This window comes from Dactylosporangium sp. NPDC051485 (genome assembly GCF_040682015.1).
Classification (GTDB): Bacteria; Actinomycetota; Actinomycetes; order Mycobacteriales; family Micromonosporaceae; genus Dactylosporangium.
Map to the genome: position 1 here is coordinate 35,489 of NZ_JBFAZW010000006.1, position 22,131 is coordinate 57,619.

Annotated in this window: 20 protein-coding genes; 3 read left to right on the plus strand and 17 right to left on the minus strand. The window is 71.9% G+C overall.

Annotated features, from left to right (window positions below; all coding sequences use genetic code 11):
* Nucleotides 1–268 (plus strand): hypothetical protein (locus AB0M46_RS04765; RefSeq protein WP_363332947.1); only part of this gene is annotated, 268 nt, incomplete at its 5' end.
* Nucleotides 269–330: 62 nt separating this feature from the next.
* Entirely contained in the window at nt 331–1,116 is a 786-nt protein-coding gene (gene dpgD, locus AB0M46_RS04770; RefSeq protein WP_363332948.1) for an enoyl-CoA-hydratase DpgD, read from the plus strand.
* Nucleotides 1,117–1,123: 7 nt separating this feature from the next.
* Here dpgD and AB0M46_RS04775 read toward each other — a convergent pair whose 3' ends face one another.
* The 5 genes from AB0M46_RS04775 to AB0M46_RS04795 are packed head-to-tail and all read right to left on the minus strand — an operon-like array spanning nt 1,124 to nt 6,317.
* Nucleotides 1,124–1,381, minus strand: a complete 258-nt coding sequence (locus AB0M46_RS04775; RefSeq protein ID WP_363332949.1) for an acyl carrier protein — start codon at nt 1,379–1,381, stop codon at nt 1,124–1,126.
* Nucleotides 1,378–3,129: an amino acid adenylation domain-containing protein gene (locus AB0M46_RS04780; protein WP_363332950.1), complete on the minus strand. Its 1,752-nt coding sequence runs from the start codon at nt 3,127–3,129 to the stop codon at nt 1,378–1,380. Before AB0M46_RS04780 ends, AB0M46_RS04775 begins: the two co-directional genes overlap by 4 nt.
* A complete protein-coding gene (locus AB0M46_RS04785; protein WP_363332951.1) occupies nt 3,126–4,448 on the minus strand; it encodes a peptide ligase PGM1-related protein in 1,323 nt (440 codons plus the stop codon). The genes AB0M46_RS04780 and AB0M46_RS04785 overlap by 4 nt, the downstream gene beginning before the upstream one ends.
* Entirely contained in the window at nt 4,330–5,280 is a 951-nt protein-coding gene (locus AB0M46_RS04790; RefSeq protein WP_363332952.1) for an alpha/beta hydrolase, read from the minus strand. Before AB0M46_RS04790 ends, AB0M46_RS04785 begins: the two co-directional genes overlap by 119 nt.
* On the minus strand, nt 5,277–6,317 hold the full coding sequence (locus AB0M46_RS04795) for a methyltransferase (RefSeq protein ID WP_363332953.1): 1,041 nt from the start codon (nt 6,315–6,317) through the stop codon (nt 5,277–5,279). The genes AB0M46_RS04790 and AB0M46_RS04795 overlap by 4 nt, the downstream gene beginning before the upstream one ends.
* 378 nt (nt 6,318–6,695) lie before the next feature.
* Between AB0M46_RS04795 and AB0M46_RS04800 the strand changes: the two genes are divergently transcribed.
* Nucleotides 6,696–8,735 carry a KedN5 family methylcobalamin-dependent radical SAM C-methyltransferase gene (locus AB0M46_RS04800; protein WP_363332954.1) on the plus strand — a complete coding sequence of 680 codons (2,040 nt, stop codon included), beginning with the start codon at nt 6,696–6,698 and terminating at the stop codon, nt 8,733–8,735.
* Between the two features lie 16 nt (nt 8,736–8,751).
* Here the strand turns inward: AB0M46_RS04800 and AB0M46_RS04805 are convergent, their stop codons facing one another.
* From AB0M46_RS04805 to AB0M46_RS04860, 12 genes are all read right to left on the minus strand, one after another.
* Complete coding sequence (locus AB0M46_RS04805; protein ID WP_363332955.1) at nt 8,752–10,056, minus strand: enoyl-CoA hydratase/isomerase family protein; 1,305 nt, start codon at nt 10,054–10,056, stop codon at nt 8,752–8,754.
* A 1-nt stretch (nt 10,057) separates the two neighbouring features.
* Nucleotides 10,058–10,759 carry an enoyl-CoA-hydratase DpgB gene (dpgB, locus tag AB0M46_RS04810; protein WP_363332956.1) on the minus strand — a complete coding sequence of 234 codons (702 nt, stop codon included), beginning with the start codon at nt 10,757–10,759 and terminating at the stop codon, nt 10,058–10,060.
* Nucleotides 10,760–10,809: 50 nt separating this feature from the next.
* Nucleotides 10,810–11,766 carry an LD-carboxypeptidase gene (locus tag AB0M46_RS04815; RefSeq protein ID WP_363332957.1) on the minus strand — a complete coding sequence of 319 codons (957 nt, stop codon included), beginning with the start codon at nt 11,764–11,766 and terminating at the stop codon, nt 10,810–10,812.
* 63 nt (nt 11,767–11,829) lie between these two features.
* Nucleotides 11,830–13,428, minus strand: coding sequence for a non-ribosomal peptide synthetase (locus tag AB0M46_RS04820; RefSeq protein ID WP_363332958.1), 1,599 nt, complete (start codon nt 13,426–13,428; stop codon nt 11,830–11,832).
* Nucleotides 13,425–14,207 (minus strand): alpha/beta fold hydrolase, encoded by a 783-nt coding sequence (locus AB0M46_RS04825; protein ID WP_363332959.1) that lies wholly within the window; start codon nt 14,205–14,207, stop codon nt 13,425–13,427. The genes AB0M46_RS04820 and AB0M46_RS04825 overlap by 4 nt, the downstream gene beginning before the upstream one ends.
* Complete coding sequence (locus tag AB0M46_RS04830; RefSeq protein ID WP_363332960.1) at nt 14,207–16,576, minus strand: non-ribosomal peptide synthetase; 2,370 nt, start codon at nt 16,574–16,576, stop codon at nt 14,207–14,209. The genes AB0M46_RS04825 and AB0M46_RS04830 overlap by 1 nt, the downstream gene beginning before the upstream one ends.
* Nucleotides 16,573–18,114: an amino acid adenylation domain-containing protein gene (locus AB0M46_RS04835; protein WP_363332961.1), complete on the minus strand. Its 1,542-nt coding sequence runs from the start codon at nt 18,112–18,114 to the stop codon at nt 16,573–16,575. Before AB0M46_RS04835 ends, AB0M46_RS04830 begins: the two co-directional genes overlap by 4 nt.
* Nucleotides 18,115–18,141: 27 nt before the next feature.
* Nucleotides 18,142–19,530 carry a class I adenylate-forming enzyme family protein gene (locus AB0M46_RS04840; RefSeq protein WP_363333060.1) on the minus strand — a complete coding sequence of 463 codons (1,389 nt, stop codon included), beginning with the start codon at nt 19,528–19,530 and terminating at the stop codon, nt 18,142–18,144.
* Nucleotides 19,530–20,057 carry a beta-ketoacyl synthase N-terminal-like domain-containing protein gene (locus tag AB0M46_RS04845; protein ID WP_363332962.1) on the minus strand — a complete coding sequence of 176 codons (528 nt, stop codon included), beginning with the start codon at nt 20,055–20,057 and terminating at the stop codon, nt 19,530–19,532. Before AB0M46_RS04845 ends, AB0M46_RS04840 begins: the two co-directional genes overlap by 1 nt.
* Nucleotides 20,054–21,184, minus strand: coding sequence for a beta-ketoacyl-[acyl-carrier-protein] synthase family protein (locus tag AB0M46_RS04850; RefSeq protein WP_363332963.1), 1,131 nt, complete (start codon nt 21,182–21,184; stop codon nt 20,054–20,056). Before AB0M46_RS04850 ends, AB0M46_RS04845 begins: the two co-directional genes overlap by 4 nt.
* Complete coding sequence (locus tag AB0M46_RS04855) at nt 21,181–21,588, minus strand: hypothetical protein (protein WP_363332964.1); 408 nt, start codon at nt 21,586–21,588, stop codon at nt 21,181–21,183. The genes AB0M46_RS04850 and AB0M46_RS04855 overlap by 4 nt, the downstream gene beginning before the upstream one ends.
* A complete protein-coding gene (locus tag AB0M46_RS04860) occupies nt 21,557–22,099 on the minus strand; it encodes a thioesterase family protein (RefSeq protein WP_363332965.1) in 543 nt (180 codons plus the stop codon). Before AB0M46_RS04860 ends, AB0M46_RS04855 begins: the two co-directional genes overlap by 32 nt.
* Between the last annotated feature and the right edge of the window lie 32 nt (nt 22,100–22,131).

Sequence of the window (22,131 nt, forward strand, 5' to 3'; positions counted from 1 at the left end):
GGAGGACACCGGCGCCTGGTTCACCAGCCCCGAGAAGACCGTGACGGTCACGGACTTCGTGGCGCTGACCCGCCCGTCACGCGCCGGTGTAGGCGAACGCGGCCCAGTATCGGGGGGCGGCGTACGGGTTCGTCGTCGCCGGGTGGGCGGACGAATCCCCGAACAAGGTCCGAAGTCACCGACGAAGCCACGCCGGGGCATCGGCGGGGCATCGGCGGTGACCGGTCATGCCCTGGTGCTCGGCGCCGGTGCTGTGACACAACTGTAGGGTCGCAGCGATGTCACCGATCTGGAGGGGCCGTGATGTCACCGGCAGAGGACCAGCCACGGGTGCGGTACGCCAAGGATGGTCACGTCGCGACCGTCACCCTCGACCGGCCGCACGTGCTGAACGCGATGGACACGCGGATGCACCGCGAGCTGGCCGACATCTGGGACGATGTCGAACACGACGACGATGTGCGGGTCGTGGTGCTGACCGGCGCTGGCGGGCGCGCGTTCTCGGTCGGGCAGGACCTCAAGGAACTCGCCGGGCAGCTTGAAGCGGGCACCGCCGCACCCACCAGCTTTGGCAGCCGCGGACGGCCCGGGTGGCCCCGGCTGACGGAACGGTTCGAATTCAGCAAGCCTGTAGTGGCACAGGTGGACGGGTATGCGCTCGGCGGCGGTTTTGAGCTGGCGTTGGCGTGTGACGTGATCGTGGCGTCCGACCGCGCGCAGTTCGGTCTGCCTGAGGCCCGGCTGGGGCTCATCCCCGGAGCGGGTGGGGTGTTCCGGCTGTGCAGGCAGGTGCCGTCCCGGGCGGCACTGGGGCATCTGATCACCGGCCGGTCGATGAGCGCCGCGCGCGCCTACGAGCTCGGGCTGGTCAACGAGGTGGTGCCGGCGCAGAAGCTGGCGGCCTGCGTCGACGGCTGGGTGCAGGACATCCTGCGCTGCGCGCCGCTGTCGGTCCGGGCGATCAAGGAAGCCGCCGCCGAGGCGGGCACCACATCGCTGGCAGAGGCGTTCTCGGCCGCGTACACGTGGGAGGAGCGGCGTATGCGCAGTGCGGACGCCCGGGAAGGTCCGAGGGCGTTCGCGGAGGGACGGCCACCACGATGGACCGGGCGGTGACGGGACCTCACCGCCGCATGTTGGCCAGGTGTGCGCTCACGACGCCCCAAAGGGTGCCGATCGTCTCGAACGTCTCCACCGTCAGCGCCTCGTCGGGCAGGTCGGTGCCGAGCGCCTCCTCCAGGTGCACAACCAGCTGCACCAGCTGCAGCGAGTCGGTCAGCCCGTAGTCGGCCAGGCGGTCGGTCGGGTGCAGCGGCGGCGCCGCCGCGGGGAGTGCGTGCAGGAGTGCCCGCTCGAACTGCTCGAACCGATTTGCCGTCATGACATGCTGTCCTCTCGGTGTCGCCGGGCAGGCGCCGGCACGGGCGCGGGGCCCGCCAGGCCCCGGGCGGCCAGCGCGCCACGGTCGATCTTGCCGTTCTCCGTGAGCGGCAGCGCGGCGATGGCCTCGATGCGGCCCGGAACCATTGCCGACGGCAGCCGATCTCGCAGCCGCGCTTGGACAGCCGAGGCCAGGAGGGCGGGGTCCGCGCGGCTCTCCACGAACAGATGCAGCACTGGCGTGCCGCCGGACTGGTGCACCACGGCGACGGCGGTCCGCACACCGGCGACCGTACTGGCGACGGTTTCGATCTCGCCGAGCTCCACCCGATGCCCGTTGATCTTGACTTGCGTGTCGGTCCGCCGCCGGTACTCCAGTTCGCCGTCGATGAGCCGGGCGATGTCACCGGTCGCGTACATCGTCGCGCCGGCGGCACCGGCGAACGGGTCCGGGACGAAACGCTCGGCGGTGAGCCGGCCGCGGCCCCGGTAGCCGTGCGCCACCGCCGGTCCACCGATGTAGATCTCGCCCTCCTCCCCCGGTGGTACGGGGCGCAGGTCGCCGTCGAGCAGGTACACCCCGGCGTGCCCGAGTGGCCCGCCGATGCGCGGCGCGCCCGGGCGGACCGGCCACGCCGTCGCCCAGATCGTCGCTTCGGTCGGGCCGTAGACGTTGAACACGGTCGCGGGCAGTGCGGCGAGGCGGTCGGCCAGCGGCCGGGAGAGCACGTCGCCGCCGCACAGCACGGTCTGCGCGGCGGTGAAGCGCGCACCAGCGTCGAGCAGCAGCTGCAGCCCGACCGGGGTCGCCTGGACCAGTGACGGCGCGGCCTCATTGATCTGGCGGGCGACCCGCCGGGCACCGAGGACCCCCGTCTCCGGCGCGACCACACAGGTGCCTGCGCTGGTCAGCGGCAGCAGATACTCAAGAGTGGCGATGTCGAAGGACAGCCGGGTGCTGAACAGCACCCGGCTTGCCGCGGTCGCGGGCAGCAGGCCGGTCATCGCTTCCAGGAAGGCAAGAAGGCTGCGGTGGGCCACCTCGACGCCCTTCGGGTGCCCGGTTGAGCCCGACGTGTACATCACGTAGGCGATGTCGTCGGCAGCCGCCACCGGGCCGTGCCGGTGCGGAGGGTGCTCCTGCAACTGCTGCGGGGTGGTCACCGCGGTACCCGCCGCGGCCACTACGGCGACGTGCCGCGGCGTCGACACGACCAGTTCGGCGCGTGCGTCCCGAATCATGTACTCCAGCCGCAAGGGCGGGTGGCGGGGGTCGACCGGGACGTATGCGGCGCCGGCGCCGAGCAGGGCGAGCAGGACGACAATGAGGTCCGGCCCACGCTCGATGCTCACCGCGACGGTGCTGCCGCGCCGGACGCCGAGGCGGTGCAGTCCCGTCCGGGCCCGCGCAACCGCGTCGGCGAGTGCACGGTAGGTGAGCGGTGCCGCCGCGGCCTGTACCGCGACCCGATCCGGGGCGGCGTCCACGGCGGCGGCGAACAGTTCCGCCACGGACGCGGACCGCTGTCCCGGCCATGCGGCGATACTCGGCGCCGGACCCGGCCGGAGGACGGGATCGGGCTGCCCGGCGAGGTCCAGCGCGGCCGAGCGGTCACCGGCGGTGCCGAGGCGGTGCCAGCCGGCCGGCGGCGCTGTGTCGGCCGGCCACACCGACCGTCGGCCGTGCTCGTTGCGCACGGCCGTCCACCGCGCGGCGGACGGCCGGTTGGTCATGGCTGCGTCGGTCATGAGGTCGTCCCGGCGAACAGCGCCTCAATGCGTTCCTGTGCGCGCCAGACGTCGGTGATGCAGGCGGCGGCGAGGCAGTAGCGGACCGAGCCGTTGCTTGTGTTGTAGGGCGTCACCAGCACGGCGCCGAGTCCGGTTGCGGACGAGTAGGCCAGGCCGGACCGGTCGAGCGCGGCGACGGCCTCGGCGAACGACGGCACAGGCCATCCGTCGCGGTCGAAGAGAACCCGGTCGCGGCTGTACTGCGGCCCGATGACCTGTTCGCCGAATACTGCATATACGGGAGTCGACCCGGTGATTCGGCCGTTGTACTCGGTGAACAGGATCTGACCATCGTTAGTGAGGATGGCGTCGGCGCTGAGCGTCCCGCGGTAGCCCATCGCGTGCAGTGGCTCGCTCAGCGCGCGACCGCCGTCGAGCAGCGCCGTGACCGCAGCGTCGGCGACGTCGGGGGCGGGGATGATCTCCGCGGCCGCGAGTGGGGCGGAGATCAACTCGCCCTGCCCGCCGAAGTCGACGCCTTTGTCGGTGATCGAGTATTCGGCGAACAGCGCCCGGCTGCCCGGGTGGTAGCGCTCCACGACCAGCGGCGACTGCCCGTTGCTCGTGAGCCAGGACCAGCGCCGCTCGACATAGGCCTCGAACTCGGCGCGACTGCGCACGGTCACGGCACGCTGGGCGCCGACGGGGGTGATGCCCTCGTACGGCGTGACGATTTCATTGCCGCGGCCGCCGGCGCGGAACTCGTGCTTCAGGATGACGGGCAGGTCCCGGTCCAGCAGACGCCCGGCCGTCTCGACGAGCTGTGCCGGGGTCGTGCTGACACCACCCTCCGGGATCGCGACGCCGGCGCCTGCGGCGATCGCGCGGAAGGCGGCCTTGCTGTTGACCAGCCGGCCGCCCGCCTGGCTCAGGAAACTGTGTCCGGCTAGCGCGTGCTGCGCGCCGAGAGCGGTGGAGAGTTCCGCGATCGACGTGTCGGGGTGCAGGCTGATGACGGCGTCCGGGTGCCGACCGTGCAGCGCCGCCCGCAGCTCGGCCAGCAGTGCGGGCGCGGCGAGCCGGTCGGCGGTCAGGACCCCGACGCCGAGGCCGCCCGGCGGGGGCACCACGATCCTCAGCGTCGCGTGATCGGTGCCGGTCACACCGGTCACGTGCCGCAGGAACTCCTCATCGGGTGCGACGGCCATGACGAGGATGTCATCGTTGCGGGCGAACCACGCGAGCCGCTGGGTCCACCATGCGGTCTTCTTCTGCTTGGCGTCGATGATCCCGGCCCGGTCCTCGTTGAACTCGTTGCCGATCAGGATCCTGACCATTGCCGTGCTCCTCTGCATCCAGACCGGCGAAGTGTGCTTCGGCTGCGGCCAGCCAGTCGCCCGGCGCCTCCTCGTGCGGCGCGTGCGCCGTGCCGGGTACGGTGCGCACCACCGCCCGCGGCAGGAGCCGGGCGAGGTCGCCGGCCCGCCGGCGCGCCGCGGCGTTGTCCGCGGCGCAGATGACCGACGTTGCGACGTCGAGGGTGGACAGCGCCGCATCGATCGACGGCAGTGCCTGCAGCGCGGCGGTGAACCCGACGAACGCGGCCGGGTCCATCCGCGCAACGCCGTCGCGGAAGCGCGCCCGCTGCCGGGCCGAGCGCGTGCGCGGTGCGAAGTCGGCGAGGCGGTCCAGCAGTCCGGCGAGCCCGGCCATGCCGTGGGAGGCGACAGTCGCCAACAGCCGGTCGGAGACCGCCTGCGACACATCGTCGGGCGGCGCGGTGACCGGGTCGATGAGGATCAGCGAACTGACCCTCCCGGCGTGGGCGGCGGCGAACCGCAGCGCCACGGCACCGCCTAACGAGTGCCCGGCGACGTGTGCCCGGGTGAGGCCGTGGGCGGTGAGGAAATCGGCAAGGTCGGTGACCAGCGCATCGATGGTGTAGGCGGGACCGTGTCCGAGGTGCGGGCTCTCGCCGTGCCCACGGTGATCGTAGGCGTAGACCGCCCGCCGCCCGGCCAGCTCCGGTATGACGTCGTGCCAGACGGCCCTGGTGTTGGCGATGCCGTGCAGCAGCACCAGCGGCGGGGTGCCGTGTCCGTGCCGCTCGTAGGCCAGCCGTGGAGCCGGTCGATGATCCGGATCGGCGCGGGCGGCGGGCGAGCTCATGCCACGGTGCCCACGACGAGCCCGTGCTCATACGGCAGGCCGGTGAACGCCTTCACGCTCGCCACGCCCGCCTGCCACAGCCAGCGTTCGTAGTCGGCGGCCGGGTGGGCCAGACCGCCGGCCGCGACGAGCACGTTAAGGTACAACGATAGCCGGGCGGCGAGCAGGCCGCCGTCCTCATCGTCGAGTGCCGTGAGCCCGTAGGTGAAGATGCGGCCGCCGGACGGCAACGCCCGGACCGCTTTGCTGAGCAGTTCGACGTTGCTCTGCTCGTCGAACGGCTCCAGGACGTGGCTGAAGAGCACGGCGTCCACGTCGGTGGGGAACTCGTCCTTGAACAGGTCGCCCGGCCTGAGCCGGATTCGGCCGGTCAGGTCGTCCGGCACGATCAGCTCGGCCCGCTCCGCGACGGCCGGCATGTCGAAGATGGTGACCTCGGCCTCCGGGAACCGCCGCGCGAACCTGATCGCCGTGGTGCCGTCACCTCCGCCGACATCCAGCAGGTGCCGCACCGTGGACAGCTCCGGGTTGTCCAGCAGCCCGGTGACGAACAGATGCGTGAACGGGCCGATCGAGTCGTGGTAGGCGGCGACCAGGCGCGGGTCGTGGGCGAGCCGGGCATACAGGGTGTCACCCGGTCCTTCGTAGGCGTCAAGAGCGACGTTTCGGCCGGCCCGCAGCGCGTCGGTGGCGTAGGGGAACGCCGGGTACTGGAACCGCCGCCAGCCGATGAGGGTCTCCCGCCAGCTGTCGGGCCGGTCCTCGGCGAGGGCGTCATCGGCGACCGCGGAGTTGGTGTAGCGACCGTCCTTTTTGGATACCAGCTCGGTCGCGGTCAGCGCCAGCAGGAGCACCCGCAGGGAGTGCCGGGGCAGGCCGGTGAATGTGTGCAGGTCCTCGAAGCCGGCGCCCGGATGCTCCCGCAGGTACCGGAAGACGTCGAGCTCCAGGCCGGCCACGATGGCGTTGAACAGCGCCGGTCCGTTGACGATGAGCTGAAAGCGTTCGTAGACACGGTCGATCGATGATTCGGTCACTGTAGATCGTGCCCTTCCCTCGGAACGGTCGGCACAGCACAGCCACGACAGATCTGGGGCCTTCGATGGATAGGCCCGCCATCGCATCCTGACAGAGCACCGCCGCCTTGTCATGGCTGGGCAAGGCAGGTCCGGCAGCACGCACGGGGCGGCGTTTCCGTTGTGTGCCTTGACCTTCTCGCCTCTGCCGACAGATGTGGCTTAGCCTGCCCTGAACGCGCAGAGGCCGCACGGCCCGGCGCTGTCGTCACGACCGTGTCGCCGCCAGCCGGCACACGATGTCATTCGCGTCGCAGGCTCGCCACAGGTTCGCCGCAGATGTGGCTCCTCACCGGTTCGCACACCGGCGTGCCCGCGCGCATGTCGCGAGGGGAAACGATGACCTTCAACGCACATGGCGATCAGCAGTCCACGGTCTTCGTGGTCCAGCAGGGCGTATGGGACATGCCGCTGGAGTCGATGCCGCTCGCCGCCGGCTACCTCAAGGCCACGGCACTGGCCGACGACCGCATCCGGGCAAGCACCGACATCGTCATCCACAACTTCCGCGGCGGGGTGACCCACGTGGCGATGGCCAACGCGATGTTCACCGACGGCGCGCCGGACGTGCTGGCGTTCTCGGTGATGGGCTGGAACTTCCGGTCGTTCGGCTCGCTCGCGGCCACCTTCAAGCAGCTCAACCCACAGGGCTGGGTCGTGTTCGGCGGCCCCCATGTTGCGAACCAGGCCGAGCGGGTGTTCCGGCTGTTTCCCGAGATCGACGTCGTGGTGAACGGCGAAGGCGAGTTCACCTTCCGCGACCTGCTGCTGGCCAGGCTCGACGGGGCGACACCCGACGGCCTGCGCGAGGTCGCCGGCATCTCGTTCCGCGACCCGACCGGCGACGTGGTGACCACGCCGGAGCGCCCGCGGATCAGCAACCTCGACGAGATCCCGTCACCGTTTCTCACCAGCGCCCTGCAGCTGACGGACGCCGACGGCATCTTCCGTTACGACGTGGCACTGATGGAGACCAACCGGGGCTGCCCCTACAAGTGCGCGTTCTGCTACTGGGGCGGCGCGGTCGGACAGAAGGTCCGGGCGTTCTCCATTGAGCGGCTGCGCGCCGAACTCGACATCTTCGGCCGGCTGCAGGTGCACACCGTCGTGGCCTGCGACGCGAACTTCGGGCTGCTGCCCGGTGACGTCGAGTTCATCGAGGCGTTCATCGAGACCCGGGAGCGATGGGGCTTCCCGCGTGCGCTGGAAACGTCCTGGGCCAAAAACAAGTCGAAGACGTTCTACCGCATCGTGAAAATGATGAAGGACGCCGGGATGCGCAGCTCCTTCACACTGGCACTGCAGACGTTGAGCGATGCCGCGCTGGACAACATGCACCGGCGCAACATGAAGGTCAACGATTGGGAGGATCTCGCCGCCTGGCTGGATCGGGAGGGCCTGGACTGCTACGCCGAGCTGATCTGGGGCGCGCCGGGTGAGACCGTGGCATCGTTCATGGATGGCTACGACCGGCTGTCCCGGCGGGTCTCGCGCATCGCCGTGTATCCGATGCTGCTGCTGCCGAACACCGAGTATATGGAGAAGAAGGACCAGTTCGGCATCAGGTCCGTCCGGGGTGACAGCGACGACTTCGAGTACGTCCTGGCCCACGACAGCATGACCTTCGCCGAGAACCAGCAGATGCAGCGGTTCCTGTTCTGGGCCCGGGTGGTCGCGGAGAACGCCGTGCTGCGGTTCACCTGGCTGCCGCTTCGGGCACTGGGTGGCGTCACCCAGTCACAGGCGTTGCTCAACCTCGACCGGTGGGTCGCGCTGGTCGACGACCCGGCCGCGGAGCGCCTGCGCTCCTACGTGGACGGCGCCGCCGGCGGAACCGACGCGTACGGGGCCGCGATCGCCTACCTGTACACCGACCCGGACGCCAAGGGGCTGCTGCGGCGGTGGTGGACCGAGTCGGTGCGGCCGCTGGTGCCGCAGGAGGCCGCGGCGCTGCTGGACGAGGTGTTCCGCTACGACCTGCTGACGCAGCCGGCGTACCGCCCGGAGCAGTCTGACGATCCGCTGCCGGTCGTCGAGGTGGGTGGCGACGAGTACTACCTGCGGGCCGGGGTCGAGCTCAGCCATGACGTGCCGGCCATCGTAACGCGCCTGCGCAAGGATCTCCCGGTGGAGCTCGCTCCCGACCGGCAGGTGGTGGACCTCTACTACCGGGTCGGATCCGACTCCGCCGTGACCTCCACCAACCACGAGATCGTCATGCATTTCATGGGGCTGACGAGGTCGCAGATCGGGGGCCGCGGCGCCGCGGCGGAGCGGGACACCGAACCGGCGGACCCGGCCGATGAGCCGGCACCGCTCGCCCCGGCCGCGGGTCAGCCCGCGCTGCTGCAGATCGTGTCGCTGATCCCCGAACCGTAGGGCCCGGCCAGGGAGGTCATCCGCTCGTGCGGCGGCGTCCCGGGCCGGCGCCGTCGAGCTTGGCGAGCACGTCGGCGCTGTACAGCCGCTCGGCCTGTACGACGGCGAACTCGGACAGATAGCGGCGCAGCAGGTCGAAGGGCTCCTCGGCGAGGTGCAGCATCCGCCGGTTGGCCAGCACCGCCGCGGCGTCCAGGTTCCGCGCTGCCGAGGCGACCGCCGCGTCCATCGCGTCGGCGGGGACGACCGTGTCGATCAGCAGCGCCGCCGCCGGCTCGATGGCCGCGATCCGGCGCCCGGATAGCAGCAGCTGCCGGGCCAGCCGCGTGCCGACCGCGCGGGTCAGCCGCAGGTTGGCCACTCCCGGCACGATCCCTTCCTGCGCGGCCGGCAGGCTGAGGTAGGCGTTGTCCGCGGCGATCACATGGTCGAATACCAGCAGCAGCTGCGCGCCGCCGCCGATGGCGAATGAGTCCACCGCGGCGACCCACGGCTTCTGCACCGTCGTGGCCGCCCCGGTCCGCAGCCCATGCATGATCTTGCACAGGTAGGTCAGCTCGCGCCGCAACAGGAACCCGACGAGCGTGATCCGGCCCTCGCGCAGATCGACGAGGTTGAGCCCGGCGCTGAACACCCTGCGTCCCCGGTACCGCGGATGGTGCATCGGTGCGCCCCGCAGCACCCCGACCCGGCTGGCGTCGTCCAGGAGCACCAGGTCGACGGCCGTCTCCATGTCGTGCACGAGCGCCTCGTCCTCGGCGTTGAGACAGTGCTGATTATGGACGGTGAGTTCGGTAACGCCGTCGCGGCGGGCGAGCGACACGGTGGACAACTCGCCGACACCGGTGGCGCGGAAGCCGTCCAGCAGCCGCAGCGCGTGCGGGCTCGGGGCCCGCATCGTGTCCAGCAGGTGCCCGCCCGCCACGGCGTCGCCCAATATGGCACCGAAGAACAGCCCGAGGTCGATCTCCCATCCATCACGGACGCCCAGGGGCAGGCGCCGGTCGGCGTCCAGCGCCTGTTCGCTCGGCACCAGGCCGGGGAGGTCCCGCTGAGCGGCGCCGACCAGCTCGTCCAGCCGCGGCCGGAGGGTGCGCCCGGCCGTGAGCGTGGCGTAGAGCGTCCCGGCATGCCGGTCCAGCAGCAGCCGCCGGCTCGTGCCCAGCGCCGCCAGGGCGTCTCGTGCCGCGCGGTCCTGCTCGGCGGTGCGCGACGCCCGCGCCGGCAGGCTCAGGACCCGCCGCTCGACGTCCTCGGCAAGGCGGCGCAGCGCCGCCACGCCGGTCCCCAGGTCCGGCGCGGCGGTCGCGACGGCGCCCATGTCACTGCCCGCCCGCAGCGGAGCGCAGCCGGCGCAGCTCCCGGTCGCAGGCGGCCAGATGGGCACCCAGCGCGTCGTCGTGGCCGGTGTGCCCGGCGTCGTGCAGCAGCGCTCGGCGGACCGCCAGCTCCGGCGCGGCGGTCCGGCCGAGCCACACCACGGCCACCGCGGCCGCGTCGTCCAGGTCGGCCGCGATCTCGTCGACGAGCCCGTCGCGCAGCGCCGTCTCCGCGGTCAGGTCGGTGCCCCACAGCACGAGCTGCCGGGCCCGCGCGAGGCCCAGCTGCTGCGCGAGGCGGTGCAGCGCCATACCGGGCCACATCTGCCCGTCGTTGACCGGCAGCAGCAGTCGCAGGTCCGCGGCGCAGATACGGTAGTCGGCGACCAGCAGTAGGTCGAGGGCGGGACCGACGCAGGTGCCGCCGGCGACCGCGAGACTCACCGCGCCGCAGCGCTCCAGGCCGCGCAGCGCCCGCTCCCAGCGATTGATGTCCTGGATGCCGACGGGGCCGGGCCAGCCGCGCCCGGACTGGCCCGTGGTGTTCAGCCGCAGCGTAAGCACCGGCGCGGCGGTCTGCTGCTCGGCGCGGCGGCGCAGGTCGTTCACCGCGGTGGTGAGGGCCGGCAAGGACTGTCCGCCGGCGACGGTGAGCTGCAGGCCGAGTGCGCCCGGTTCCGTACCGGGACGAAGTTCGGTGTCCATGATGTCTTCCTTCGGTGCGGTGTGCTGTGGTGCCGCTGTCGTGTGCCGCCTCATGACGAGGACTCCCGCGGGAACACGATTCCCGCGGCGGAATCCAAGATCACCTCCTCGCCGTACGGGACTGTCCACGATGGACTGAGGTGGCTGATGTCGGCATTGACAACCACCGGGTAGCCGGCGTCGGGAATGAGCTCGTCGAGCAGGTCACCGACGGTGGCGGCCCATTGGACCGGTGCGATCCTGGGGTGTGCCCCCACGATCATGCCGGCCAGCCGGGTCAGGTCCACGTGGCCGGCGAGCCGGTACAGCGACTCATACGGCTGCGACCCGTTGAACGCGTTGTGCCAGAACAACACCGCCGCGTCCAGGTTCAGGTCGAAGTCGCCGATGAGCTGCGGCAACAGGGTGATCTCCCCGCCGAGCAGCCGGCCGCGCGCCCGGCCGGGTGAGACCCACGTCCAGCCGCCGCGCACTCCCCGGTATCTGGGTGCGCCGGTGTCGTCCGCCGCGTACCAGTTGACCCGTTCGCCGGTCCGGGTCGGCACCGGGTCGCAGACCAGCCGACGGGTACTGTCCAACGCCTCGCCGAGGTACCGCGACGTCTCCGGGAAGGCGTCGTGCGGCTCACCGAGCGACGGGATCAGCGCGCAGCCGTACAGGGAGCTCAGCCCGCCGGCGGAGGCGAGGAACTGGTTGATGAACACGTTGTCGCAGAAGCCCACGAACGGCTTCGGGTGGCGCCGGAACACCGCCGGGTCAAGATGTGCGACCAGATCACGGCTGAACGCGCCGGCGTCGGCAGCGAGCACGGCATCGACCGCCGGGTCCTCGAAAGCCTCGGTGAGGTCGGCGGCCCGGCGCCGGGGATCACCGGCCCGGGTGCCGTCGTCAGGGATGTCACGGGCGTAACGCCCGTAGGTGACGGTGTAGCCGAGGGCTCGCAGCGCCTCCTCGCCGCGGCGGGCGCGCTGCGGCAGATCGACGACGCTGGGCCCGGTCGGGCTCACCACCCGGATCGTCCCACCGGGACGCACGGGCGCGGGGACGCGAAGTCGGATGCCGGACATCGCTCACCTCGATCCCTTCGCGGTGGCCGCCGCCAGATGGCCGGTGAGACTGGCGATTGTCGAGTGGGCGTAAAGGTCGTCGATGCGCACCTCGACCCCGGCGATCCGCCGCCGCAGCAGGGCGCGGATCTCGAGCAGGTGCAGTGACGTGCCACCGACATCGAAGAACTCCTCCTCGGCGTCGAAGTCGGCGTGGCCGAGCACGGTCTGCCAGATGGATCGCACGATCTGCTCGATGCCGGCCGCGCGCGACGGCGCAACGGGCACTGATGTGGTGGGTGCCGCGGACCTGTCTCGGTGCCGCGCGAGTCGCCGAACCGGGTCCGTGGCGGTGGCGAGGTCGACCAGCCGGCGGGCATCGACCGGCCCGCCCGCGGTGCGGGGCACCTCGGCGAGCGCCACCCACAGGGCGGGCACCGCGCCGGCTGGCAGCCGCTCCGCGGCGAACGCGCGCACGGCGCCGATGTCGTGGGGGTCGTCGCCGTCCGCGAGAACGACCCCGGCCAGCAGCCGATCACCTGGTGCGCTCACCACGGCGGCCGCCCGCACCAGCGGGTGCCGCCGCAGCACATCGGCGACGTGCTCGGTGTCCACGATCACGTCCTGGACCACGACCCGGCTGCGATGGTGTTCCTGGTTTGCCTGCTCCGGTTCGGCCGGGCGCGGATCGGTAACCTCCGCGACGTCGTGCAGGTGGCTGACCGTCAGTTCCGCGGCGGGCTCGTCGAGGCCATACACCGTGGTCACGCACAGCTGCGGTGCCTCTCGCAGCAGCCGGCGAACCACCTCCGCGGCGATTGGGACACCTCCGGTGAACACCTGCACAGCACCCCGCAGGGCGGCCGGCTGGAATTCGGCGGTCTGCCGGAACACCCCGGGTGCCAGCCACAGCGCGGTGATGCCACGCTGCTCGATGATCGCCGCGAGGGCATCCGGCGTGCCGGCCGTGGCGGGGAGCACCTCGACGACGCCGCCGGCCAGCAGCGCTGCGAAGATCTCCGCGGCGGTGAACGGCTCGGCCAGCCCGCCGATCCGCGCCACCCGCCGCGCGGCGGCCGGATGGGCCAGGGCGGCAAGCCGGACGAGCGTTCCCCGGCTGACAGGGATCGCCTCGACCGGGCCGGCCGCCCCGGACGTGCAGATGACGTAGGCGGCGGCCGAGTCGTCCGGCTCGGCCGGCGGCGGGGCCGCGGCGATGGGGTCCGGGCCGGGGACAACGGCCGGGATCACCAGCCGGCCCCGGACCGCGTCGGTAAACGCGGCCAGCCGGCCGGCGTCGCCGAGCACCACGCCGACCCCGGACCGCTCGAGGGTCTCGGCCGCCAGTAGCGGTGGCGTCTGCGGATCCAGGCCGGTGAACGCGGCGCCGAGGCGAAGGACGGCGAGGACCGCCACGATCTCGCGCGGTGACCGGCGCATCGTCACGGCCACGACGTCCCCGGCGGTGACCCCGGCGGCGGCGAGGGCCGCGGACTGCGCGGCGGCGGCGTCGAACAGCGCCCGGTATGTCAGTGTGCGGGCGGGGTCAGTGTCCCGGACGGCCACCGCGTCCGGGTGGGTGTGCGCCGCCGTCTCCAGCAGCGACCACAGCCGGCCACTCATGCCGTCACCTCCGCTGCACTCCGGCGAGCCCGTGCGGGCACCCGAGCCCGCCACGCCGCGCGGATCCGGTCCAGGATCACGTGTGCTTCGTCGTCGGTCAGGATGTGTGACCCTTCGATGTGTTCGTTGGTGAACGCTGCAGTGGTATGACTGCGCCACATCGCGACACCGGCCGGATCGGTGAGCGTGTCGCCGCGGGAGGTGAACGCGGTGATCGGCACGTCCAGCGGCTCGCCCGGCACGGGTGTGTAGGTGTCGCAGACGCGCAGGTCCGCGCGGATGGCGGTGAGGACCAGCGCGGCCAGGTCCGGCTCGGCGCGCACCGCCGCGGGGAGCATGTCGTGCACCGTGAGGAATTGCGCCAGTGCGGCGTCATTCATGGACTCAACTCGAAGCGGTGTCCGCACGTGCGGCGCGACCTGACCGGACACGAACAGCTGCACCGGGCGGCATTTGCCGGCCCGGTGCAGGTGCACCGCCAGGGCGTGCGCGCACAACGCGCCCATGCTGTGACCGTAGAGCGCGAATGGCTGATCGAACACCGGCGCCAGCGCCTCGGCGACGTCGTCGATTAGGGGCTTCATGCTCGTGTACGCCGGTTCCCGGACCCGCCGGCCGCGTCCGGGCAGCGACACGACGTGCACGGACGGTCCGGTGGGCGGGGCCGGGGTCAAATACCAGGACCGCAGGCTCGAATACGGGGCGCCGGCGACCGGGAAGCAGATCAGCGCCGGGCCGGGTTCATGCTGTGGCGGGTGCAACCATCGCACATCGGACATCAATGGCTCCTGTGACCGAGTCGGATGCGCACGACCTCGGCGAGTTCGTCAAGGGTCGGTGCGCTGAACAGATCGAGCGGGTCGACCTCGACGCCGAGCCGGTCCTCGAGCAGGTGCTGGACCTGCGACAGGCGGACCGAGTCGCCGCCGAGGTCGAAGAAGTCGTCCTGCCCCGCGGGCGGGTCGACGCCTAGCACCTCCGACCAGATCAGCGCGATGTGGCGGGTGGTCGGGTCGTAGCCGGCGGGGCCGCGCTGCGCCGCGCCCGATCGGCCGTCCCGCTCGGACGCCGCGAGACGGTCGGCGACGAGCGCGGCGACACCCTCGCGGTCGATCTTGCCGGTGGTGGTTGTCGGGATCTCCGGGACCGCCTCGATATGCAACGGGACCATGGCGGCCGGCAGTTCGGCCGCGAGCTCCGCGCGCAATGCCATGCACCGGTGCACGACTTCGGCGCCGGGACGCGGGGTGAGCCGGACAGCGGCGACCAGCCGGGTGGCCGGGGTGTGCAGCACCGCGGCGGCCGCCGCCAGGACGTCGGGCCTGACCCGCAGGCGGGCGTCGACCTCGGCGAGCTCGATCCGGACACCGTGGATCTTCACCTGGGTGTCGCGGCGGCCGAGGTGCTCCACGGCCCCGTCGAGGTTGACGACGCCGAGGTCGCCGGTCCAGAACGGCTGGCCGGACTGCGCGTCCAGCACCGTAGTGCCGGGCGGGGGCAGGTATCCGTGCGCACGCAGCGGGGTCTCGATAACGATCTCACCGATCTCACCGGCGGCGCAGGTGCGTCCCCCCGCGCGCATGATCCGCGCGGCGGCGCCAGGAATCGGCCGGCCAACCGGGATCGGTCCGGACACGTCGCCGACGACCTGGAACAGCTTGGCCAGTGTCGTCTCCGAAGGACCGTAGAGGTTGACCACGCGGGCGTGCGGAGCCAGCTCGCGCCACTGGCGCACCACCGCGGCGGTGAGCTGCTCGCCGGCGAACAGGACCGCCCGCAACGCCGGCAGACGCCGCCGGTCGGCCGCCGCCCAGTGCGCGGCCCGTGACGGCACCGCGTGCAGGATGGTCACCGCGTGCCGGTCGAGGAGTTCCAGCACAGTGTCCGGCGGGTTGGCGGTGGTCTCCGGCAGGCAAAGGGTCGCACCGGCGGTCAGCGGCAGCAGCAGATCGCGGAACGCGACGTCGAAGTGCGGCGGGGTGAGCAGGGCGCACCGGTCATCGGGCCCCGCCTGCAGCAGACGTGCCTCCCAGTCGAGGAACGCGGCCAGGCCGCGGCCGCTGCCGAGGACCGCCTTGGGCCGGCCGGTGCTGCCGGACGTCGTGACGATGTACGCCGCGTCGCGGGCGGGCTCGCCCGTGAGCGTCAGCCCCTGTGCCATGGCCGCAGTCACCACCTGCCAGCCGTTGACGTCGACCGGCGGCCGCTTCCCCCACGATGTCAGCCACGCCGCCGCCCCACCGGTCGTGATCACATGGGTGGCGTGTGCCGTGCCGACCAGCTCGGCGAGCCTCGGGGAGGGAAGCGTCGCGTCTAGCGGCACGATGACCGCCTCCAGCCGCAGGACGGCCAGGAACATCGCCACCCATCCCGAGGTCGGACGCCCGAGGAGCACGACCCGCGAGCCTGCGCGTATCCCGGCTGCGGCAAGGCTCGCCGCGGCGTCGGTCACCTGCGCCGCCAGCTCGGCGTAGGTGACCCGGTTCCGGTCAGTGCGCACCGCCACGGACCCGGCGAACACCGTGCCGTTATGCAGGACGGTGTCCACGACCGGCCGATGTGCGACCGGTGGCAGCGCAGCGTCCAGCCGCACCCCGCGCCCCTCACCGACTCCCGCCACCGGATCGTTGCTCCCGGCCGCCGCCAGGTCGGCGACGAGCCCGGCCAGGAGGGCACCGATCAGCCGGGCTCGGCCCGGGCTGTGGCGGCCGGTCGAGTACTGCACGACGACGTGCGGCGTGGCGTCCAGTCGCGCATGCAGCACCAGCGCGGCGCCGACCGGTACCGATGCCACCCTGGTCGTGATGAGCACCGTGGCCGGGAGCACCGCTGCGGTCTGCGTCGCCGCACGGTGGCGGGCAACAGCGCGCAGCCACGCTTCGACGGTCTCGGCGCCGTCGACGGCAACGGTGGCGACCTGCGCGCCAGCCGCTGTGACGAGCCCGAATCGCACCGGGCTGCGCAGCGTGGTCCGGGCCAGCAGCAGCGCCCAGGCGGCCACCAAGAGGGTCTCAGCGTCCGCGCGGGGGCGGGTCCGTCGCTCGGTCAGCGCCGGCAGCGGCACGGTCAGTCGCGCCGACGGGCCGGTGCGGCTGTTCCGGTCGGACAGCGGCGCCTCACCGTCCAGCGCGGGGTTCACCGTGCTCACCTGCCGACGGTGTCGAGCTGGGCGACGGCCCGGCGGTCCACCTTGCCGCTCAGGGTCCGCGGCAGCTGGCCGGTCAGCACGACACGGGACGGCACGAGATACGCGGGCAGCGTGCCGCGCAGCGCCGCGAGCACATCCCGGCCACGCGTCTGCGGCCCGGCCGGCACCACGTACGCCTGCAGGTAGCGGGTCGCCGGGTCGTCACCCATGACGACCACGACGGACTCGAGCACATCCGGCAGAGCGTTCAGGTTCGCTTCGACCTCGCCGAGCTCGATCCGAAAGCCGCGGACCTTGACCTGGCTGTCCATTCTGCCGAGGAACTCTAGGTCGCCGTTTGCCCCGACCCTGCCCAGGTCGCCGGTGCGGTACGCGGGGACCTGGGGGGCGAGCGGATCGGGCAGGAACCCGGTGCCAGGGCGTCCGGCCGCGCCGAGGTATCCGCGGCCGACGCAGCTGCCGGTCACCCACAGCTCGCCGACCTCGCCGTCGGGCAGCATGCGGCCGTGCTCGTCCCGCACGGTCACGGCCGAGTCACGGATCGCGGTGCCTATCGATGGCAACAGCGGCCAGTCCGACACCCGCTCCGGCAGGGTGTTGCTGGTCGTCACGTGAGTCTCCGTCGTACCCCACTGGTTGACCAGACGGCATCGGTCGAGACGGTGGAACAGGCCGCGGATGTGCTCGCCGCACTGGACCTGCTCGCCGGCGGTGATGATCTCGCGTAGCGGATGCCGGTCCGGGGTGAGCTCCTCGGCGTACCGAGCCAGCGCTTGGATGGCGACGAACGGCATGTACAGCCGGTTGAGCCGTTCCCGGGCGATCACGTCCACGAGCAGCTCGGGGTCGAGCCGTTCGCCCTCCGTCAGGCACACCAGGGTGCCGCCCGCGCCGAGGGTGCTGAACACCTCCTGGAACACGATGTCGAACGACGCCGGGGAGAACTGGGCGGTCCTGGTGTCGTGCCCGCAGCCGCTGTCGGCGATCTGCCAGGTGATGAGGTTGGCGAGGTTGCGGTGCTCGTACATGACGCCTTTCGGCCGCCCGGTGGAGCCGGACGTGTAGACGATGTACGCGAGGCTGCCCGGGTCCAGCACCGCCGGCGCCGGTATGCGGACCGCACCGGTGTCGTGCCGGCTGACGGTCAGGGCGCCGATCTCGGCGACCGGTGCCGGAGCGCCGACCCGGTGCAGCAGCTCCGCGTGCCCGAGCCACACCCGAACGTCGGCGGTCGCGCACATGTACCGCAGCCGCTGCGCGGGGTAGCCGGCATCCAGCGGGACGCAGGCGGCTCCGGCGCGGAAGACGCCGAGGATACCCACGACCAGGTCCGTCGAGCGACGCGCGAGGAGACCGACGGTGTCCCCCGGCCCCACGCCCTGCTCGGCGAGCGTGGCGGCGACCGCGAGCGAGCGGGCCCGCAGCTGCGCGTATGTCGTCGACCCGCCGTCCCAGCGCACCGCGGTCCGGTCCGGACTCGCGGCGACCTGAGTGTCGAACAGGGCCAGCACGGTCCCTGTGACCTGAGGCTCGATCATCAGTTTCCCTTTCTCAGCCGGGTGCGATCACTTGTGCCACTCGACCGCGGTGGCGGTGTGGACCTCGATGCTGTCCGGTTGTTCCGCGCGCAGCAGTACCCTGCGCAGGTCGCGCCGGATGTCCTCGGCCGTGGGCGCGGTGCGGCCCGCGACGAACACTGACAGCGCGAACCGGGTGCCGTCCGCGGCGCGGTGCACCCTCGTCGTGGCGCGCACGACCCCCGGCAGGCGTTCCGCAGTCGCCCGGACCGATGGCAGGGCCACCTTCTCGCCGTGCACGACGATGAAGTCGGTCAGCCGGCCCCGGAAGTAGAGGTATTCGTCAGGGTCGATCTCGAACAGGTCGCCGGTGCGGATGCCGCCCGGCACGCGCTCACCGCGGTCGCTGCCGGTGCCCACCCGGCACAGCAACGCAGTGTCGGTGTCGATCACCAGCTCCCCGACTCGATCGCCGGGGTCCTCCCGGCGCAGCGAGACCTCGACGCCCGGCAGCGGTCGTCCGACGGAGGCGGCGCGGTCCGGTTCCTCATGCGCCGCGAGCGTCGAGACCCGGGGCCCGGCCTCGGTCAGCCCGTAGGTCAGGTACAGCTCAAGCCCGGGATTGTCCCGCAGGATCCGGGCGGTGTCCTCAGGTGGCAGCGCCTCACCGCCGACCGTGAGCGTCCGCAGCGTCGACGGCAGGCGCGGTCCGCCGTCAGTTCCAAGCGCCCGCACCAGTACGGGGGTCAGCGACGAGACCGTGACACCGTGCACGCGGACGGTGTCACGGTAGGCCGGGGCCGTGAACGGCGGGCCGCTCAGCACCAGCGTGGCGTCCTGCTGCAGCGCGGCGAACGCCTGGGCGACCAGCGCGTAAGAATAGTGCAGCGGCAGGTTGACCAGCACCCGGTCACCGGGGCGCTGCCCGATCGCGGCGGCGTGCCGGGCCGCGTTGCGCAGCAGCGAATCGACGACGTGCAGGCACCCGGTGGCGATCCCGGAGGTGCCGGAGGTCATGAGGATGAGCTGGCCGGGCTGGTAGCGGCCGGGGCGATCCAGCGCAGCGGGCAACGTGTGCAGGTGGACGCGCGGGCCGAGCGAGCGGCCGGACCTCGCGTAGGCCGCCGTCGTCGACCGGGGGACGGCGAGGGCGACGGCACCGATGCGGTGGGCGATGTCCTGGATGCGGGCCGGCGGCGCCGACGCCGAGATCGGGACGGGGACGGCACCGGCCTGCAGCGCCGCGAAGAGCACGGCGAGGAGATCCGCGCCGTTCGGCAGCGCGATGAGCACCGCACCGCCGGGCGGCAGGTGGCGCATCGCCCAGGCGAGGTCCGCGACCGGCGTGGGTACCGGGTGCGGCTGGGGCCCGGCATGCACCGCGTCGGCGAGGAGCCTGTCGACCCTGGCGAGGGCCAGCGGCCCGGCGTGGGTCATCACGCGGTGCTCCGCGGCGCGCGCACGACGGCGGCGGTGACGACGTGCACGCCGGCCTCAACGGTGTGCGCGGCGATGGCGGCGCGGTCGGCATGCCCGTCCTCCAGCCACGACCGGGCGACGATCAGCGCGACCGATAGCGCGTCGGACGGGCTCATCGACAGCGTGAGGCTCGGACCGCGGAAGCCCAGCAGCAGGCCGGGCAGGGCGCTGACCACACCCGGATTCGCGCCGGCGAAGCGCAGTGGCGACACCCGTCCCGCCTGGACCTCGGCGGCGAGAGTACGAATGGTGTCCAGGGTGCAGTGCTCGCTCATCGTGATCACGGCCACGGTGTCCCGCTGCGCGGGTGTGGCCAGGTCCCGCGTGCCGGCCTGCTCGGCGGCCTGCCCGATGGCGTCGGCGACCAGCCACGAGACCGGGTCAGCGTAGAACGACGGCCGACCCGGCCTTGAGCCCTGCTCGTCGCTGCGGGCCTGACCGCGGCCGAGAACCTCGACGCCGTCGACCTCGCCGAGGCTGTTCACCGGTCGGCCCCGGCGAATGCCAGACAGGTCGTGAAGCCGCCGAACCCGAGCGTCACGCTGAGGCCGAGGCCAGCACCGATCGGGGTCGGCGCGCCGACCGCGATCGGCAGCCGCAGCTGCGGCAGCACCCGGTCCAGTCCAGTGATCGGGGGGACCTGCCGATGCCGCAGTGCCTGGAGCGTGGCGATGGCTTCCAGCGCGCCGGTCGCGCCGAGGGTGTGACCGAACGCTCCCTTCGTGGCGAAGATGACCGGTCGGACCTCGGACTCGCCGAACAGCGCCGAGTATGTGGTGGCCTCGACCATGTCGTTGAGCGGCGTGCCGGAGCCGTGCGCATTGATCACGCTGACGTCGCGCGGGGTTGTGCCGTCGCCGCGCAGTGCACGGTGGACGGCGAGGCTCAGGCTGTGACCGGTCGGGTCTGGGGCGACGCCGCCGGCGGCCTCGTTCGCCGATCCCGCGCCGGTCAGGTAGCCGTGGATCCGGGCGTTGCGCCGGCGCGCCGACCCGGACGTTTCCAGCACGAGGAAGCCGGCCCCCTCGCCCAAGACGGTGCCGTTGTGGGAGATGTCGAATGCTCGTAGACCATCCGGGGAGATGGTGCCCAGCGCGGAGTGTCCGAGCCGTTTGCCGGTGGTCAGGATGTCGGCGCCGCCGCACAGACAGATCTCCGCAGCGCCGGCGCGGATAAGCGATCGGGCCAGCAGAATGGCGTCCGAACCGGAGGAGCAGGCGGTCGTCACCACCGTCGGCCGGTGCTGCAGGCCGGCCCAGGCCGTCGCGCGGGTCGCCCACGAGGACAGCTCCGCCGTGTCCGGCTCGTCGAGGTGGGCGCCGTAGCTGGTGCCGAGGACCGCTCGGATCCGTCTGTCGCCGGGGTCGAGACCGGCGTCCTGGAGGCAGGACACCATGGTCCGTGCGGTCAGGGCGATCTGACGGTCCGCCGGTGCCGAGTCCGCCGGCAGGTCGGGCACGACCGTGGCGAGGTCGCTGCGCAGGGTCCGGGTGGAGGGCACCGGCCGGACACCGGTGCCGCCCTCGGTGAGGCTGCGCCACACCGGCTCCTGCCCGCAGCCCAGACCGGTCGCCCAGGCGACACCGGTGACCGCGACGGCGTCGGTACTCACCACAACTGCCGGCCGAGGTCTTCGATCGCCATGCGCACCAGCGTCCCGCGGAAGTGGGCCACGTTCGCGCCTTCAACGCTGACGTTCGCCGAGAACGTAAAGAGGTTATGGCGCAGCGACTCAGCGGTGACGTTGAAGCGCACGACGTCGCCAGGCACGACGATCTTGACAAACCGGGACTGGATCGCGCCGATCAACGTCAATTCGTCCTCGGTCAGTGCCGTGGTGCTCAGTTGGAACAACACGATGCCTGACTGTGCGAACGCCTGCGTCAGGTGACTGGCCGGGAAGATCGCCCGCTCCGGAAAGTGGCCGGCGATCGCGTCGGTCTGTCCGGAGACGAGCAGCAGGCTGTGCAGGAACTCGCCGGGCTCATAGTCCAGCACCCGGTCCAGGTAGATCATCGGATGCCGGTGCCGAAGCCACTGCTTCAGATCGGTGAAGCCGAGCGTGCGTGGGGTTCGTTGCGGGGCGGTCAAGGTGACCGGCGCGCCGTTCGTGACGCTCATATCGAGAACCTCCATCGGATGTGACGGCGGTGAGGATCCTGCTGATCGGACCCGGCATCGGTGCGGGACGACGGTCCACAATGGACACCACCCCAACCACCAGGCTGACCTCGCTCAGTGCGATCGGTACCCCGCCGGTCGACTCGCGCGCCACCGTCCCCTCGATGTGGCTGCGGTAGACACCGACCCGCGGGATGCGTGCGGTAACGATGAGATCCTCGAGGAACCGGGCGGAGCCGAGGTAGCGGGCCGTCGCCTCGGTGCACACGAGGTCGACCCCGGCCGAGCGCAGCTCGGGCAGTCCCACGCCGATCACGGCCAGGCCGCGCAGCAGCGTGAACTCCACCAGCGTCTGGTACCGGCTGAAGTGCATCACGCCGGAGTCGTCCACGTCGACGTGCTGCACGATGTGCCTGTACAGAAACGGGTTGTGCGCGA